Genomic DNA, 15,408 nt, shown 5'->3' with positions numbered 1-15,408 from the left:
CGCTCTTTGTCAGCCACACCGCTCCAGCAGCCTTGACGCCGCGGTCACGCCGTCGAGCGAGAAGGTGTAGCTGGTCTCGTTGCCGCGGGCCGAGCGCGCCGCCAGCACCATCTCGTCGCCGGCCTTCATCGCCGCGAGCAGCTCGCCTTCGCGCTCCAGCCGCTGCAGCCAGGCATTGTTGCCCGAGGTCAGCATCCGGAACGTCTCGTCGCCGATCGTCACCGTGACGGTCGAATCCTTGGCGAAGTCGTAGCCAGTCTGGAAGCTCGACTCGGTGCGGCTCTGGGCGCTCGGCGCGGTCTGCACGAAGAAGAACACGTCTCCATGACGCAAGGTCTCAGGTTTCAGGGCGCCGGGCGACGAGACGATATAGCAACGCTTGCCATTGCTGCCGTCATAGGCCGCCGCATTCCACTGCTTGAACTGGCCCATTGGCTGGGCCGGAGCGGCGAAAGCCGGGGCCGAGGCGGCAAGAAGGCTCAGGGCCGCGGGAAGCGCCAGTCTGATCATCGGGTCATCTCCTGTTTGCATCGCAGGGATGAAAGTGCCGGACTTAACAAGGCGTAAACAAGACCCTCACAATGCCGTGCGACGGAAGGGCGCGGGGGAGGGGGATTAGCCTCCTTCTCCCCTCGGGGGAGAAGGTCCCGGCAGGGGGATGAGGGCGCCTCGACCGGGTGAAACGCTTGCCGCTCGCCCTGCATGACGGGCCCTCATCCGTCAGCGCTTCGCGCTGCCACCTTCTCCCCCGAGGGGAGAAGGAAGGCGCGCGCCAAACCCCGCCCGCAGGCCTGCCTGCGGGCGCTGAAAATACGGGGCTGGCAGAGCGCCGCGAGGCGCGTTGTCGTATCCGCTTCCGTTGAGCCAGGAAGCGGCGCGGATGGTCCCCATCCGCACGCCCCGTGGCGCGCGCAGGCAAGTCTACGCAGCCTGCGCAAGCTTGGCTGCCTGCTTCGGCGTTCTTCAAGTCTCCGGGCCGCGCTTCTGCGAAGCCGGCTGCTGGCCGTGCCGCGATGCCGTCGGAAGCCAGTTCCCCTCTTCGGGGCGTCGCTCCCTCAGCGCCGTCGCAGTGGCCTCTGCAGCCGCTTCATCTAGCGAGCTCCTCGCACAGGGATCGTAGTGTCCCACGCAGACAAGCTTGCGCAGTCTGCGATTCCAGGGTCGGAAGACGCCGCCGCAGGCGGCGGCTTTCGGCGGTGCCCCGAAGCCTCCCGGGAGCGGGGCGTAACCCCCCGCCCGCAGGCGCCGACCCGCCCCTGGCATACCTCCGGACGGCCGCCCCGTTTGGGTGATGGGCGAGGGGATTGTACGGGAGGTTTTGGCAGCGGGGATAGATTCGCCTCTCCCGTCATGGTCGCCCTTGTGGCGACCATCCACGTCTTCACGCCGGAACGACCGGGCGAGCGGCGTTTCGGGGGCCGGTCCCTGCCATCCGCGTCGCAAGGCGTGGATGCTCGGGACAAGCCCGAGCATGACGGAATGGCGGAGGAACCGCGACCCAGCCTTCTCCCGGATGGGAGAAGGTGGCGCGGAGCGCCGGATGAGGGCCTGCGCTTGCCGCAGAAGGCCGCAGCGGCTCCGTTGCATTCAGATGATTAGCGGCGGGCCCTCACCCCTGCCCCTCTCCCATCCGGGAGAGGGGTTCCCCGCGCATTGTCCTGTAAGGGCGGTGCCCCGAAGCCTCCCGGGAGCGGGGGCCCGCCCGCAGGCGCCGACCCGCCTTTGGCATACCTCCGGACGGCCGCCCCGTATGGGTGATGGGCGAGGGGATCATACGGGAGGTTTTGGAGGCGGGGATAAGTTGGTGCTTCTGGTGCTGAGCGTTCACCTTGCTGACCTAAGTCAGCTGCAGTGCGAGCTTGGTAACCGCTCGCTCGTTTTCGGCATGCGCAGCATGAAGTTTGCCATTTTTCCAGCTCCAGACAGTGAAGCCGCTCTTGCCAACTTTCGCGATCTGATTACCGGCTCGCGCCTCGGCTTTGCCTTCTGAAACTAGACGCAAGGTGACCTTTGCTGGTTCGCCCAGCGTGTCGATGTCAAATAGCTTACTTGCGCTGGCCTCATGCAGCAGATGATCGCCCTTTGTATCGATAGCGACCACAGTTTTGTCGACCCAGACTAGGAAGTCAGGCCAGAAGGTTGTCGTGCCGCCCAGGCTAAGTAGTGGAATGTGGAAGCCGCCCCCCTTGGGATTTCGTACCCATGCACGCTGCGTTTTGTCGAGCGCACGCGCAAAGCGTAGCTCCAGATCATTAAACCCCGAATAGCTGTGGTGCAGCGCGCGCGAGAAGGTCTCGGCACTAGCATTGTCGACTAGCACTGGGCCGACTGCATAAGGTGGATCGAAATCGTTCTGGAAAATACGCGAATGTGAAATGTAAGCATCGACTACTTGGTGTGCAATTTTACGTACATGATCTGCCGCCTGGCTAGTCAATTCGATCAATGCATCGAATTTGGGTAGCTCGATGTCGACCAAATTGATCGGGCCGCCTGCACGGCGCAATGCTCCCGAATAAAGCCTCTGAAGTTCACGGCGAAAAATTGACCGAGCCGTGACGCGATTGCTGTGTTCGACGTCGATCCATTCATAGTTGGCCTCGACGCCGACCCCAATCTCCTGAAGTAATAGCATTCGGCTACCTTGGCCGATCGTGTTCGCTCCGCCATCTCGGAAGTCGAGCATGGTGGAGACGATTTGGTCAATTGGCTCTTTGGCGTGAACCGAGTGGATGCCAATCGTCGGCACAGTACGCGCGGGATCGGGAAGCAGCTTTTCGAGGATGCGGCCACCGGGCTGTTTTTTGATCGTCAGTTCAACCGCAGGATGCTCAGAAACAAGCTCCTTACGAATCTCGCCTAGAATTGCATCGAAGGTCCCACGCTCATCTGAGCGAATGTAAAAGTGAGCGGTGTTAAGGGTCGGATCGGCATAATGTTCTGCCCCTGGCTGCCGCAGAACTCGGCCGATTACTTGCGTTATCTGGCGCGTAGAAGCCATCTCTTTGTCGATATAAGCAAAGCTGCAGGTCGGATCGTCCCACCCCTCCTGCAGCGATAGATTGAAAATGATATGCTCGTATTGGCCTTGGATGAAGCTTGTGTAATCATTGTCACCGCCGGCCAGAACGATCATATCTTTGGGGGCTGGAAAGTCTTTGCTGAATTTGATCTGACTATAGATCACGATTTTGGCGGGATCTATCTTGGCCGTTTCAACAAGATGCCGCCAGATCAAAATCGGGCGTGCTTGCCGCTCAGTATAGGGGCGTTTTACGTCCTCCGCGATAGGCACGCCGTCGACCGTATTGGTGCTGCAGACATAAATTGCCTTGGGGCGAAACGGCACTGACAGCTTACTCGCGGAAGTGCGTACTTCCACCATGTCGGCGAGAAGGGCATCGACAGCGGTCTCCATCGGAGTGACATATCCTCCGAGCGCGATACGCTCCTTGACGAGCGCGGCATCGACTACGTCGCGACTGGCAACTGCGGTGGTAAAGTCAGCGTCGGACCAATTCCGATCAGCACGGAGACGCGATAACGTATATTCTAGGCGATCCGGCACGGACGACGTCGCGCTGGCGGAGATCAAGCCATCCGGTGCTAACTCAAGCAATCGTCGAGCCTGAAGGTCCGACAGATTATGTCCTTCGTCGTAAATAACAATCAGTGGCCGACGGATGTTATTAGCTGTCCGGCGTGATTTAATCAAATTCCATAGCGAGTCACTTGCCAAGTCAAGTTGTGCTTGAAAGACTTTGCGTTCGGTGCCCTTCTCGTCCTCAACGGAGAATTTACCAGAAGTCGCAACCAGTAGCAGTGGAATATCGGCATCTTCGATATCGCCCGGTGTGGATTCTAGCAGGGGCTTGACGTTGAAGCCGGAAATATTAGGTGCGTACTTGCCGCTTGAGAGGTTGGCATAGGCCTGAGAGACCACCACCCGCCCCTTGGAAATCCACAACACGATGGGGTTAATGGGCAGCTGATTGCGTAACTGTGATAGTGTGTCAGCTAAGATCAGGGTTTTGCCGCTACCGGTGATAGAGACGAGTGTCTGGACGAAAGGAACTATTGTAGTCCGATCTACCATCAACGGATTAGCGCTATAGGCCGCGAAACGGGAGGCGATCTGCGAAGCCGCCTTCTCTTGGAAGAGAAATAACTCCATCCGTCAGGCCTCGTCCGGCAAGTTATATTCGTCATTCTCGTTCAGGCCGAGATGCGCCAAGATGCGATCTGGAATTTTCCAAAATCGTACATTTGGCGACTGGAATGTCTCGTACCGCGCATAGACATGGTAGGGGGGAGGAATATTGGCGTGCTTCGCTTCCAGTGCCACGGTTTTGTAGCTTTCAAGGCTCAGTGTGCCCGCGGGCCCGGTGCCGTCCCAGATTAGAAAATAGCCCTCTCCGAGGTCGTCAGTGCCAATCAGATACTGATAGTCAGCGCTGTCGAACCGACGCAGATTGGGGGCGCTTCGCCGCTGACTCTCCCAATGCGAGGTTAGGACGATATCGATCAACTCGTCACGCTGCATCGACAGAACAGTCTTTGCATCGATCGTCTTGGTGAGAAGGCGATACTCGAACCCTCCTCCCAAGGGCGCGGCTCGACGCTTCTCTGGTCGTTCACCGGTGACGGCATTGTGCAACCGTCGCCAGGTCAGCGTGCGAGCGTATTTGTCGCCATTCTCGGGCGCACCTTGTTCGATGAGAATGAAACGCCGCTGCGCGTCGGTTTCTTTGTTCAAGGCGAGGACGGCGTGGCCGGTCGTCCCGGAGCCGGCATAGGGGTCAAGCACCGTGCCAGTGGGCGGGCACCAGATCTGGATAATTTTCTTTATTAGCTGAAGCGGCTTGACTGTAGTGAAGCCGTGTCCTTGTCCGACGATCTTGTCGAGCTCCTCGAGGCCCTCGCGGCTTCGCCCAGTCTCAGCAGAACTCCAAGATACGCTGCCAAGCTCCAGTGTCTCCTCTTCCTCGTCCACCCAGAAGGTCGTTGGCACAACGCCTGCCTTGATCTCAGACAGATAGACCTTCGCCATTGGCTTGGCGGAGCCTTTCATGCCGAAATAGAGGCGGGGCCAGGCGCCGGCCTGAAGTTTCGCTTCTGCAAGCGCGCGTGCGGCGGCGAGCGTCCTGTTAGAAAGGGTGAAATTCGCCGCACCCGGCAATGGCGCATCCTGGATCACCAGCGCCTTGGTGCGTCCGTCATTGAGGTCGCGTTCGACGTACTGTGGGCCCCATTCACAAAGCCAATCCTTCATCCGGCGTTTTTCGAACGCCCAGCAGCGATTTTCGCCCGGATAGTGAAGCTCACCGTCGAAAGGGGATTGGATCGCGTAGAGCGCAGTTGGGTGACTATCGGCGCCAGTCCCAGTTAAGTCACCCTGCTTCCATTCCTTACGGGGATCATCATCGGGGTTGCCGAAGCGTGCATTAGATTTGTCCGATCGGTCGAATAATCCAGTCCGGCTCAGTTTCTTGTCTTTAGCATAAACGAGGACATATTCGGTTGTCTGAGATACATGTTTTGAGTTATTTTTAACCGTAGTTTTTTGCCAATTAAGAATTGCCAGGCGGTTTATCTCGCCGAATACTTCATCCATCATCATGCCGAGATGGAATAACTCGTTGTCGTCGATGCAGACAGCAATCACGCCAGAAGGCTTAAGCATGGCTTTCATCATCTGAAGGCGCGGCATCAACGTTTTGATCCATTTAGTATGTCGCGAGCCATCCTCCTTGGCGACGATGGTGCCAAGCTCGGGGTCGTTAGGGTCCTGATCCCAGCGGTCGTTGTAGCGAAAGTTCTGCCCTGTATTATAAGGTGGGTCAGTAAGTATAAGGTCGATCTCGCCGCGGTACTTGTACAGAGTGACCATTGCCTGAAGGTTTTCACCTTCGACTAGTAAGTTGCGCGCTTGGGACTCCGCATCGCCGACATTAAGTCGAGGTTCGCGACGTGTGACGCGTGGGCGCACGCGACGTGCGATTTCCATCGTCGTGCGCTTTCCGAAGAAGCTAAGTGCAACGCCGCTTGACAGCAGGCCGCGCACCATTTGCTCAAGATCAGATCGTTTCAGCTTTGAAAGCTCTTGATCGATCTGAGAGCCTTCCAGCCCCGTCATCACTCAGTCAGCCCCCACAGTCCGCGTTCCGTAGCACATATTGTTCTTACTATGTTCTATTTTCGATCGCAAGAACCGCACAATGCCAGCCTCGCCGCCTTGTGCAAGTTGCTAGCATTTTGCGCAAGCTGCGCGATCTACCAAGACACTACTTTCTGTTGCGCATCAGAACCCAGGGAAGGTTCGACCCGATCGTCTACTCCGCCGCCTGCCTCGCCCCTTTCCCCTTCAACGGCCGCCGCTCCAGCACCTCCTTGAGGAAGCGCGCGGTGTGGCCTTTGCCGATCCGGACGATGTCCTCAGGCGTGCCTTGCGCCACGACCATGCCGCCGCCGTCGCCGCCTTCGGGGCCGAGGTCGAGGACCCAGTCGGCGGTCTTGATCACTTCGAGATTGTGCTCGATCACCACCACGGAATTGCCCTGCTCGACCAGCTCGTGCAGCACCTCCATCAGCTTGGCGACGTCGTGGAAATGCAGGCCGGTGGTCGGCTCGTCGAGGATGTAGAGGGTGCGGCCGGTGGCGCGCTTGGAGAGCTCCTTGGAGAGCTTGACGCGCTGCGCCTCGCCGCCTGACAGCGTCGTCGCCTGCTGGCCGACCTTGACATAGTCGAGGCCGACGCGGGCGAGCGTCACCATCTTCTCGCGGATCGAGGGCACGGCCTTGAACAGCGTCTTGGCCTCCTCGACCGACATGTCGAGCACGTCGGCGATCGACTTGTCGCGGTACTTCACCTCGAGCGTCTCGCGGTCATAGCGCTTGCCCTTGCAGACATCGCAGGTGACGTAGACGTCGGGCAGGAAGTGCATCTCGATCTTGATGACGCCGTCGCCCTGGCAGGCCTCGCAGCGTCCTCCTTTCACGTTGAAGGAGAAGCGCCCCGCTTGATAGCCGCGCGCCTTGGCCTCGGGCAGGCCGGCGAACCATTCGCGGATCGGCGTGAAGGCGCCGGTATAGGTCGCCGGGTTCGAGCGCGGGGTGCGGCCGATCGGCGACTGGTCGATGTCGATGACCTTGTCGAGATGCTCCATGCCCTCGATGCGGTCATGGCTCGCCGGATGCTCGATCGAGCCGTTGAGCTTGCGCGCGATCGCCTTGTAGAGCGTGTCGACGATCAGCGTCGACTTGCCGCCGCCGGAAACGCCGGTGATGCAGGTGAACAGGCCGAGCGGGATGTCGACCGTGACGTCCTTGAGGTTGTTGCCGCGGGCGCCGACGATCCTGAGGGACCGGCCCTTCTGCGGCTTGCGGCGCTTCAGCGGGACGGGGACGCTCATCTCGCCGGTGAGGTATTTGCCGGTCAGCGAGTTCGGGTCGTCCAGAATGTCCTGCGGCGTGCCCTTGGCCACGATCTCGCCGCCATGGATGCCGGCGCCGGGGCCGACATCGACGACATAGTCGGCGGTCATGATCGCGTCCTCGTCATGCTCGACGACGATCACGGTGTTGCCGAGGTCGCGCAGGCGCCGCAGCGTGCCGAGCAGGCGCTCATTGTCGCGCTGGTGCAGGCCGATCGAGGGCTCGTCGAGCACATAGAGCACGCCGGTGAGGCCCGAACCGATCTGCGATGCCAGCCGGATGCGCTGGCTCTCGCCGCCCGACAGCGTGCGCGAGCCGCGGGCCAGCGTCAGGTATTCGAGGCCGACATCGAGCAGGAAGGTCAGCCGGTCGCGGATCTCTTTCAGGATGCGCGGGGCGATCTCGTTCTGCTTGTGCGAGAGCCGCGAGGGCAGGGCGGTGACCCAGGCGAGCGCGTCCTTGACCGAGAGCTGCGAGATCTCGCCGATATGGCGCATGTCGATCTTGACCGCCAGCGCCTCGGGCTTGAGCCGGAAGCCGTTGCACGCCGCGCAGGGCGTCTCCGACATGAAACGGCCGATCTCCTCGCGGGCCCAGTCGCTCTCGGTCTCCTTCCAGCGCCGCTCCATATTGGTGATCACGCCCTCGAAGGGCTTCTTCACCTCATAGGCGCGCAGGCCGTCATTATAGGCCATGCGCACCGCCTCGGTGCCGGTGCCGAACAGGATCGCGTCGCGGGCGCTCTGCGGCAGCTCGCTCCAGGGCTTGGTGGTCGAGAAGCCGAAATGCTTGGCGAGCGCATCGAGCGTCTGGCCGTAATAGGGCGAGGTCGACTTGGCCCAGGGCGCGATCGCGCCCTTCTTCAGCGAGAGCGCATGATCCGGGACGATCATCTCCGGATCGATCCGCATCTCGTGGCCGAGGCCGTCGCAGACCGGGCAGGCGCCGAACGGGTTGTTGAACGAAAAGAGTCTGGGCTCGATCTCGGGGATGGTGAAGCCGGAGACCGGGCAGGCGAACTTGGAGGAGAAGGTGATGCGGCGGGCCTCGCCGTTCTCCTCCTTCTCGTCGGCATATTCGAAGACGGCGATGCCGTCGGCGAGGTCGAGTGCCTGCTCCAGCGAATCCGCGAGGCGGGCGCCGAGATCGGGGCGGATGACGATGCGGTCGACGACGACGTCGATGTCGTGCTTGAACTTCTTGTCGAGCGCCGGCGCGTCCGGGATCTCGTAGAACTCGCCATTGACCTTGACGCGCTGGAAGCCGCGTTTCAGCCAGTCGGCCATCTCCTTGCGGAACTCGCCCTTGCGGCCGCGGACGACGGGCGCGAGCAGATAGCCGCGGGTCTTCTCCGGCAGCTCGACGAGGCGGTCGACCATCTGCTGCACGGTCTGGCTCTCGATCGGCAGGCCGGTCGCCGGCGAATAGGGGATACCGGTGCGGGCCCAGAGCAGGCGCATATAGTCGTGGATCTCGGTGACGGTGCCGACCGTCGAGCGCGGGTTCTTCGAGGTCGTCTTCTGCTCGATCGAGATCGCCGGCGAGAGCCCGTCGATCTGGTCGACATCGGGCTTCTGCATCATCTCGAGGAACTGGCGGGCATAGGCCGAGAGCGACTCGACATAGCGGCGCTGGCCTTCCGCATAGATCGTGTCGAAGGCGAGCGACGACTTGCCCGAGCCGGAAAGGCCGGTGAAGACGACGAGCTTGTCGCGCGGAATGGCGAGGTCGACATTCTTGAGATTGTGCTCGCGCGCGCCGCGCACGGAGATGACGCGCGCGTTCGGGTCGGCCGCACGGTTGCGGTCGAACATGTCTTCCAGCGTCGCGGCCTGTTCGGCGAGCGTGGTCTTGCGAGCCATGGTGGTGTCCGGTTGAGCCAAGTCGTAGAGATAGGGCAATCGCCGTGCCGTGCCAGTGCGGCCGGGCGCGAGGCCGGCATGAGTAGCACGCAGCCGTGGATGTTGCCGCATTGTTCTTGCGGGGTGTGCTGACAGCGATTGTCAGGAGCGTGGCAGGCTGCGGAAGTGCCGCCGGAGCAGGATCGCCGAGACGAGCATGGCGAGGGCCAGGGCGCCGGACAGGATCAGCGCCGCCGAGGCGCCATAGCGCTCGATCAGCAGCGCATAGCCGAGCGGCGCGGCGGCCGACAAGAAGAAGCCGGGCGCCAGCAACCGGCCGACATAGGCGCCATAGCTCTTCGGATCGAACAGCATCAGCGGCAGCGTGCCGCGCGTGATCGTCAGCACGCCGTTGCCGGCGCCATAGGCGAAGGCGAAGACGAGCGCCGCGAGGGCGCTCGCGCCGCCGGCGAGACCGACGACGAAGCAGAGCGGCAGCACCAGGCAGGCGACGAGGTTGAGGTCGAACGGGCTGGTGCGTGACCCGAACAAGACCTCGCCGAGCCGGGCCAGCGACTGTCCGATGCCGCGCGTCGCGCCGATCCAGACCGCGGCCGCGGCGGGCAGGCCGAGCCCGGCGAGAATGCCGATCATATGCGCCGACATGCCGGCGTTCAGGATGCCGGCGAAGGTGACGATCAGCGCATAGAGCAGGCCGGCGAGGCGGGTGTCGGCCGGGCTGATCGGGTTGACGGGCTTGGCCACAGCCGCGGCCGCGTCGGGAAGCAGCCGCGCCGATACGGCCGGCAGCATCAGATGCAAAGGCAGGGTGAGCAAGGCGAAGCCGGCATAGGCGAGGAGAGCGCCGCGCCAGCCGAACTGCTCGGCAAGCGCATGGCCGAGCGGCCAGAATACCGTCGAGGCGAGGCCGCCGAGCAAGGTGATCTGGGCGATCGGCCGGCGCGCGGCGCTGCCGCCGATCCGGGCCAGCGCCGCGAAGGCGGCGTCGTAGAGCGTGAGCCGCATGGCGAGGCCGAGGCAGAGCCAGGCGGCGTAATAGGCCGGAATCGTCTGGGCGAAGGCGAGGCCGGCGCAGCCGGCGGCGGTGAGCAGCGAGCCGGCGCACATCACCGTCCGGCCACCATGGCGGTCGATCAAGCGGCCGACCGCGCCGGAGGTCAGCCCCATCACCAGCAGGCCGGCCGAGAGCCCGCCATGGATGATCGCCTGCGACCAGCCGAGCTCGGCCGCGATCCGCTCGCCGAAGGCGCCGACCAGGTAGTAGGAGACGCCCCAGGAAATGAGCTGCGCCAGCCCGAGGCAGAAGACGGTGCTGCGGGAGATCATCGACTAAGATTCTCGGCAAGCCCCGCCGACCCGTTCCGAGTCGTCCCGGGCGACCGGAGGGAGACCCGGGACCCATGCCGGAACCTCACTCGGAAAGGCTCCGGAATGGATCCCGGATCTTCGCTTCGCTCCGTCCGGGATGACCCGAGATATTTGAAGGACGGCACTATCTCACCCCGCCAGGCAGCGTCTCGTCGCCGGACCCGAGGCTGCGCTGCATCAGCACGGTGTCGACCCAGCGGCCGAGCTTGAAGCCGACCGAACGCAAGGTGCCGACCGGCTCGAAGCCGAAGCGGCGATGCAGGCCGATCGAGCTCGCATTGCCGCTGTCGCCTATCACCGCCAGCATCTGCCGCCAGGGTCCGGTCTCGCAGCGGGCGATCAGCCCCGAAAGCAAGGCGCCGCCGATGCCGCGGCCCGCCTGTCCTTCGGCGACATAGACCGAATCCTCGACCGTGTGGCGATAGGCCGGCCGGGGGCGATAGCCGCTGGCATAGCTGTAGCCAACGACGCGGCCATCAAGCTCGGCGGCGAGATAGGGCAGGCCGAGCCCCAGCACCGCCTGCCGGCGCGCCAGCATCTCCTCGACGCTCGGCGGCGTCTCCTCGAAGCTGGCAAGGCCGGTGAGGACATGGTGGGTGTAGATCGCCTGAATCGCGCCCATGTCGTCTTCGCATGCGTCGCGGACGAGAAGGGGCAGGGCAGAGCGGCCGGCGGGCTCGGAGGTCGTCATCGCAATCGTCCGGCCCGGCAGGGCCGCCTTTCCATATAGGGCGCCCGGTCAGCGCTTCATGCCGTGTCACACGGGCGAACCCACCCAAGAACCTTTCAGCCCTCATCCTGAGGAGCGATCCGCAGGATCGCGTCTCGAAGGATGCTCCAGCTGGTTCCGGAGCCTCCTGGGGCATCCTTCGAGACGCCGCTGCGCGGCTCCTCAGGATGAGGGCTTGGGGGATTCGATCAAGGAATCTCTGACAGCAGCCTTCATCCCGCACACCAGATCTTGCTCATCGCCCGCGCCCCGCCGCGGCCCGGTTCTGCCCCGAGCCACGAGGCCAACTTGCACTTTGCCGCCTCATAAATGAAGCTTCTCAAAATTATGCAGAGCATGAGAATTTCTTTGATATGCGCAAGCTTCGCCTCGACCAGCTCGACAGCTTTCGCCAGGTCATCGCACTCGGCAGCTTCTCGGCAGCGGCCGAGAGGCTCGGCCTGAGCCAGCCGGCGGTCAGCCTGCAGATCCGCGAGCTCGAGCGCCGGCTCGGCGTGCTGCTGATCGAGCGGGTCGGTCGCCGCGCCCAGCCGACGGCCGCGGGCGTCGAGCTGCTCGATCATGCCGGGCGGATCGAGGCGGCGGTGGCGGCGGCGCGCGAGGCCATGGCGCGGCACGCGACCGGAGCGATGGGCCGTGTCCGGATCGGCACCGGAGCGACCGCCTGCATCTTCCTGCTGCCGCCGGTGCTGCGCGAATTGCGCCAGCGCCATCCGACGCTCGAGATCACCGTCAGCACCGGCAACACCTCTGACATCGTCAAGGCGATCGAGGACAATCAGATCGACATCGGTCTGGTCTCGCTGCCGGCCGCCGGCCGCAGCCTCGACGTCACGCCGCTGCTCGACGACGAGTTCGCCGTGATCGCACCGCCGGGTATGGAGCTGCCGGCGCGATTGACGCCCGAAGCGCTGGCGCGCCTGCCGGTGCTGCTGTTCGAGCCGGGCGGCATCACCAGGCGGATCGCCGACGAGTGGTTCGCCCGCGCCGGCGTGACGCTCAGGCCGGTGATGTCGCTCGGCAGCGTCGAGGCGATCAAGCGGCTGGTCGGCGCCGGCCTCGGCTGCGCCATCCTGCCTGGCATGGCGGTGCGCGGCGAAAGCGACGGGCTGGTCGTGCGGTCCCTGTCGCCGCGCGTGCATCGCACGCTCGGCCTCGTCCTGCGCAAGGACAAGCCGCTGCATCGCGGCCTGCGCGAGACGCTGAAGGCGCTGCGGGCGCTCGGAACTTTGGACTGAACGTCGTTCGGAACCAAAGCCCTCATCTTGAGGAGGCCCGAAAGGGCCGTCTCGAAGGATGCTCCAGCTGGTTCCGGAGCCTCCTGAAGCATCCTTCGAGACGCCGCTTGGCGGCTCCTCAGGATGAGGGCTGAGAGTAAGGTCGCTTTTCGCTTTGTGCTGCTGACAGGCCCGGTCAGGCGCGCGGTTCATGTCATCCGCCGTTTGCGCAGTGCCCATGACTTGAAAGCGGCGCTAATGTTTTCGCCTATCAGGGCGGAACATTTCGTCCGCTTTCGCGCTTCGTGGACATGCCGGAAAGTCAGGTGCCATGATCGGGCACGGCAACCAGCGGGGGATCATCGTGATGAAAGCCGTTCTGCGAGGGGCAGCGCTGCTGCTCGGCTTAGGCCTGACCGCTCCTGGTCTCGCCTGCGAGCTCGATCGCCCGCTGAAGATGGCGGGGCTCGACTACGATTCCGCCGCCTTCCACACCGCCGTCGCCAGCGCCATCGCGGAGAAGGGTTTCGGCTGCAAGGTCGAGCGCGTGCCCGGCGTGATCGCGCCGCTGGTCAACGGCCTCGGCCGCGGTGATGTCGACATCGTCATGGAGATCTGGCTGGCCAACCCGGTCGAGGCCTGGGTCAAGGAGGCCGCCGCCGGCAAGGTCGAGCCGCTCGGCACGACATTCCCGGATGCCAACGAAGGCTGGTTCGTGCCGCGCTATCTGGTCGCTGGTCCCGACGCCAAGGCGCCGGAGCTGAAATCGGTTCAGGACCTCAAGCGCTACAAGGATCTGTTCGCCGACCCCGACGAGCCCGGCAAGGGGCGTTTCTATAATTGCGTGGCGGGCTGGGTCTGCGAGGGCATCAACAGCAAGAAGCTGGTCGCCTACGGGCTGGCTGGCGATTTCACCAATCTCCGCGGCGGCTCCGGCGAGGCGATCGTCGCCGCCGTCGAATCCGCCCTGAAGCGCAAGCGGCCGGTCGTGTTCTATTATTGGGGGCCGAGCTGGCTGCTGGGCGCCTATGACCTGGTCAAGCTCGACGAGCCGGCTTTCGACCAGGCGATCTGGGACGAGCTGAAGGCGAGCGACGCCCCCAAGCGCGCCACCGCCTATCCGGTGAGCCGCGTCGTCATCGGCGCCAATATCGAACTCGCCAGGAAGGCGCCGCAGCTCGCCGGCTTCTTCAAGAAGTACACCACCACCGCCGAGCTGACCTCCAGGATGCTCGCCGAGGCGCGAGAAAAGGGCCAGTCGCCCGAGCAGCAGGCGCTCGTCTTCCTCAAGACGCAGCCGGATGTCTGGAAGGCATGGTTGCCGGCCGATGTCGCCAGCAAGGTCGCATCCGGCCTGTGACACCGGACTGGTTGCCGGATTTCGGCAAGGCGCTGCAAAGGCTGGTCAACCAGGCTGTCGATGCTGTCGTCACCGGCTATGGCGACGATCTCGACGGCTTCAGCAGGCTGCTGACGGCGCCGGTCCGCGGTGTCGAGATGCTCCTCCTGCTCATACCCGTGCCGGTTTTCGTCCTGTTCGTCGCCGCGGGAGCCTGGCTCGCGCGGCGCAGCCTCGGCTTTGTGCTCGCGATGGCGAGCCTGCCGCTGATCCTCGCCGGGCTCGGCGTCTGGACCGAGGCGATGCAGACGCTTTCGCTCGTCATCGTCGCGGTGGTGCTGGTCGTCCTTATCGGCCTGCCGCTCGGTGTCGCCGCGGCCCGTCTGCCGCGCTTGGCGCGGGCCCTCGCGCCCGTCTACGACCTGATGCAGACGATTCCCAACTTCGTCTACCTGATCCCGGTGGCGATGCTGCTCGGGCTGGGGCGGGCGCCTGCGCTGCTGGCGACCTTGATCTACGCGCTGCCGCCCTTCGCACGGCTGACCGAACTCGGCTTGCGCGGCATCGATATCGGCATGGTCCAGGCCGCCCAGGCTCTCGGCCTGCGCCCGCGCCAAACGCTTTGGCTGATCGAATTGCCTCTGGCGCGGCCCGTCATCCTGCAGGGGCTCAACCAGGCGATCATGCTGTCGCTCGCCATGGTCGTCGTCGCCTCGATGATCGGCGCCAAGGGGCTGGGCGAAGTCGTGCTTCTCGGCCTGCAGCGCGCCGATCCCGGCCTCGGCTTCGTCGGGGGGCTCGCGGTCGTCGCGCTCGCGATCCTGCTCGACCGCATGGCGCAGGCGATCCTGGGTGAGCGGCGGCCGCCTCTGTGACGAGCGCGGTTAGCCGGTTTGCGCTGCTGACAGCTTTGGTCAGTCGCCCGGTTGCGCCCTGCTTGGCGCTTCGGCACGGTGCCGGCCGACACGGGAGAGGGCGCTGCGATGTACGGATTGATCGGGAAGATGCGCGCCAAGCCCGGCGAGCGCGAGGCGCTGATCGGCTATATCCTCGAGAGCAGCGACACCATGCCCGGCTGCCTGAGCTATGTCGTCGCCCGCGATCCGGGCGATGCCGATGCGATCTGGGTGACCGAGGTCTGGGACCGCGAGGACAGTCACAAGGCCTCGCTCGCTCTGCCGGCGGTGCAGGCGGCGATCGCCAAGGCCAAGCCGATCATCGCCGGCTTCGACAGCCATGTCGTCACGCAGCCGGTCGGCGGTTTCGGGCTGGCGAAGGGCTGAGCGCTCGGCGGGCCGCCTCTCCCTTCTCCCCTTGCGGGAGAAGGTGGCCCGAAGGGCCGGATGAGGGGTCGCATAGGTCTGGACGGTATCGAGAAATGTCGCGCGCGCCAGCGGTCAGCGTCGCGCGACCCCTCACCCTAGCCCTCTCCCGCAGGGGGAGAGGGGACAGGTCGCG

10 protein-coding genes are annotated in these 15,408 nt (G+C 63.9%); 4 read left to right on the top strand and 6 right to left on the bottom strand.

Annotation, left to right across the window (positions count from 1 at the left end; genetic code table 11):
* Positions 1-9 precede the first annotated feature (9 nt).
* The 6 genes from ACSQ24_RS14840 to ACSQ24_RS14815 all read right to left on the bottom strand — a co-directional run bounded on the left by ACSQ24_RS14840 (position 10) and on the right by ACSQ24_RS14815 (position 11,355).
* A complete protein-coding gene (locus ACSQ24_RS14840; protein WP_436095413.1) occupies positions 10-510 on the bottom strand; it encodes an invasion associated locus B family protein in 501 nt (166 codons plus the stop codon).
* Positions 511-1,837: 1,327 nt separating this feature from the next.
* On the bottom strand, positions 1,838-4,174 hold the full coding sequence (locus tag ACSQ24_RS14835) for a DEAD/DEAH box helicase family protein (RefSeq protein WP_436095412.1): 2,337 nt from the start codon (positions 4,172-4,174) through the stop codon (positions 1,838-1,840).
* Between the two features lie 3 nt (positions 4,175-4,177).
* Entirely contained in the window at positions 4,178-6,136 is a 1,959-nt protein-coding gene (locus ACSQ24_RS14830) for a site-specific DNA-methyltransferase (RefSeq protein WP_436095411.1), read from the bottom strand.
* 196 nt (positions 6,137-6,332) lie between these two features.
* The gene (uvrA, locus tag ACSQ24_RS14825) at positions 6,333-9,296 is read right to left on the bottom strand and encodes an excinuclease ABC subunit UvrA (protein WP_436095410.1); all 2,964 of its coding nucleotides are present in this window, start codon (positions 9,294-9,296) and stop codon (positions 6,333-6,335) included.
* Positions 9,297-9,437: 141 nt separating this feature from the next.
* The gene (locus ACSQ24_RS14820) at positions 9,438-10,622 is read right to left on the bottom strand and encodes an MFS transporter (protein WP_436095409.1); all 1,185 of its coding nucleotides are present in this window, start codon (positions 10,620-10,622) and stop codon (positions 9,438-9,440) included.
* A gap of 166 nt (positions 10,623-10,788) precedes the next feature.
* Positions 10,789-11,355: an N-acetyltransferase family protein gene (locus ACSQ24_RS14815; protein ID WP_436095408.1), complete on the bottom strand. Its 567-nt coding sequence runs from the start codon at positions 11,353-11,355 to the stop codon at positions 10,789-10,791.
* 392 nt (positions 11,356-11,747) lie between these two features.
* On the opposite strand from ACSQ24_RS14815, the gene ACSQ24_RS14810 reads away from it, so the two are divergent.
* The 4 genes from ACSQ24_RS14810 (at position 11,748) to ACSQ24_RS14795 (ending at position 15,233) form a co-directional block, all read left to right on the top strand.
* The gene (locus ACSQ24_RS14810) at positions 11,748-12,632 is read left to right on the top strand and encodes a LysR family transcriptional regulator (protein ID WP_436095407.1); all 885 of its coding nucleotides are present in this window, start codon (positions 11,748-11,750) and stop codon (positions 12,630-12,632) included.
* Between the two features lie 346 nt (positions 12,633-12,978).
* The gene (locus ACSQ24_RS14805) at positions 12,979-13,971 is read left to right on the top strand and encodes an ABC transporter substrate-binding protein (RefSeq protein ID WP_436095406.1); all 993 of its coding nucleotides are present in this window, start codon (positions 12,979-12,981) and stop codon (positions 13,969-13,971) included.
* A complete protein-coding gene (locus ACSQ24_RS14800; RefSeq protein WP_436095405.1) occupies positions 13,968-14,825 on the top strand; it encodes an ABC transporter permease in 858 nt (285 codons plus the stop codon). The genes ACSQ24_RS14805 and ACSQ24_RS14800 overlap by 4 nt, the downstream gene beginning before the upstream one ends.
* A 108-nt stretch (positions 14,826-14,933) precedes the next feature.
* Positions 14,934-15,233: a putative quinol monooxygenase gene (locus ACSQ24_RS14795; RefSeq protein WP_436095404.1), complete on the top strand. Its 300-nt coding sequence runs from the start codon at positions 14,934-14,936 to the stop codon at positions 15,231-15,233.
* The last annotated feature ends 175 nt before the right edge of the window (positions 15,234-15,408 follow it).

The organism is Allobosea sp. LjRoot237 (genome assembly GCF_964253285.1).
Taxonomy (GTDB): domain Bacteria; phylum Pseudomonadota; class Alphaproteobacteria; order Rhizobiales; family Beijerinckiaceae; genus Allobosea.
This window is presented reverse-complemented; position numbering and strand designations above follow the sequence as displayed.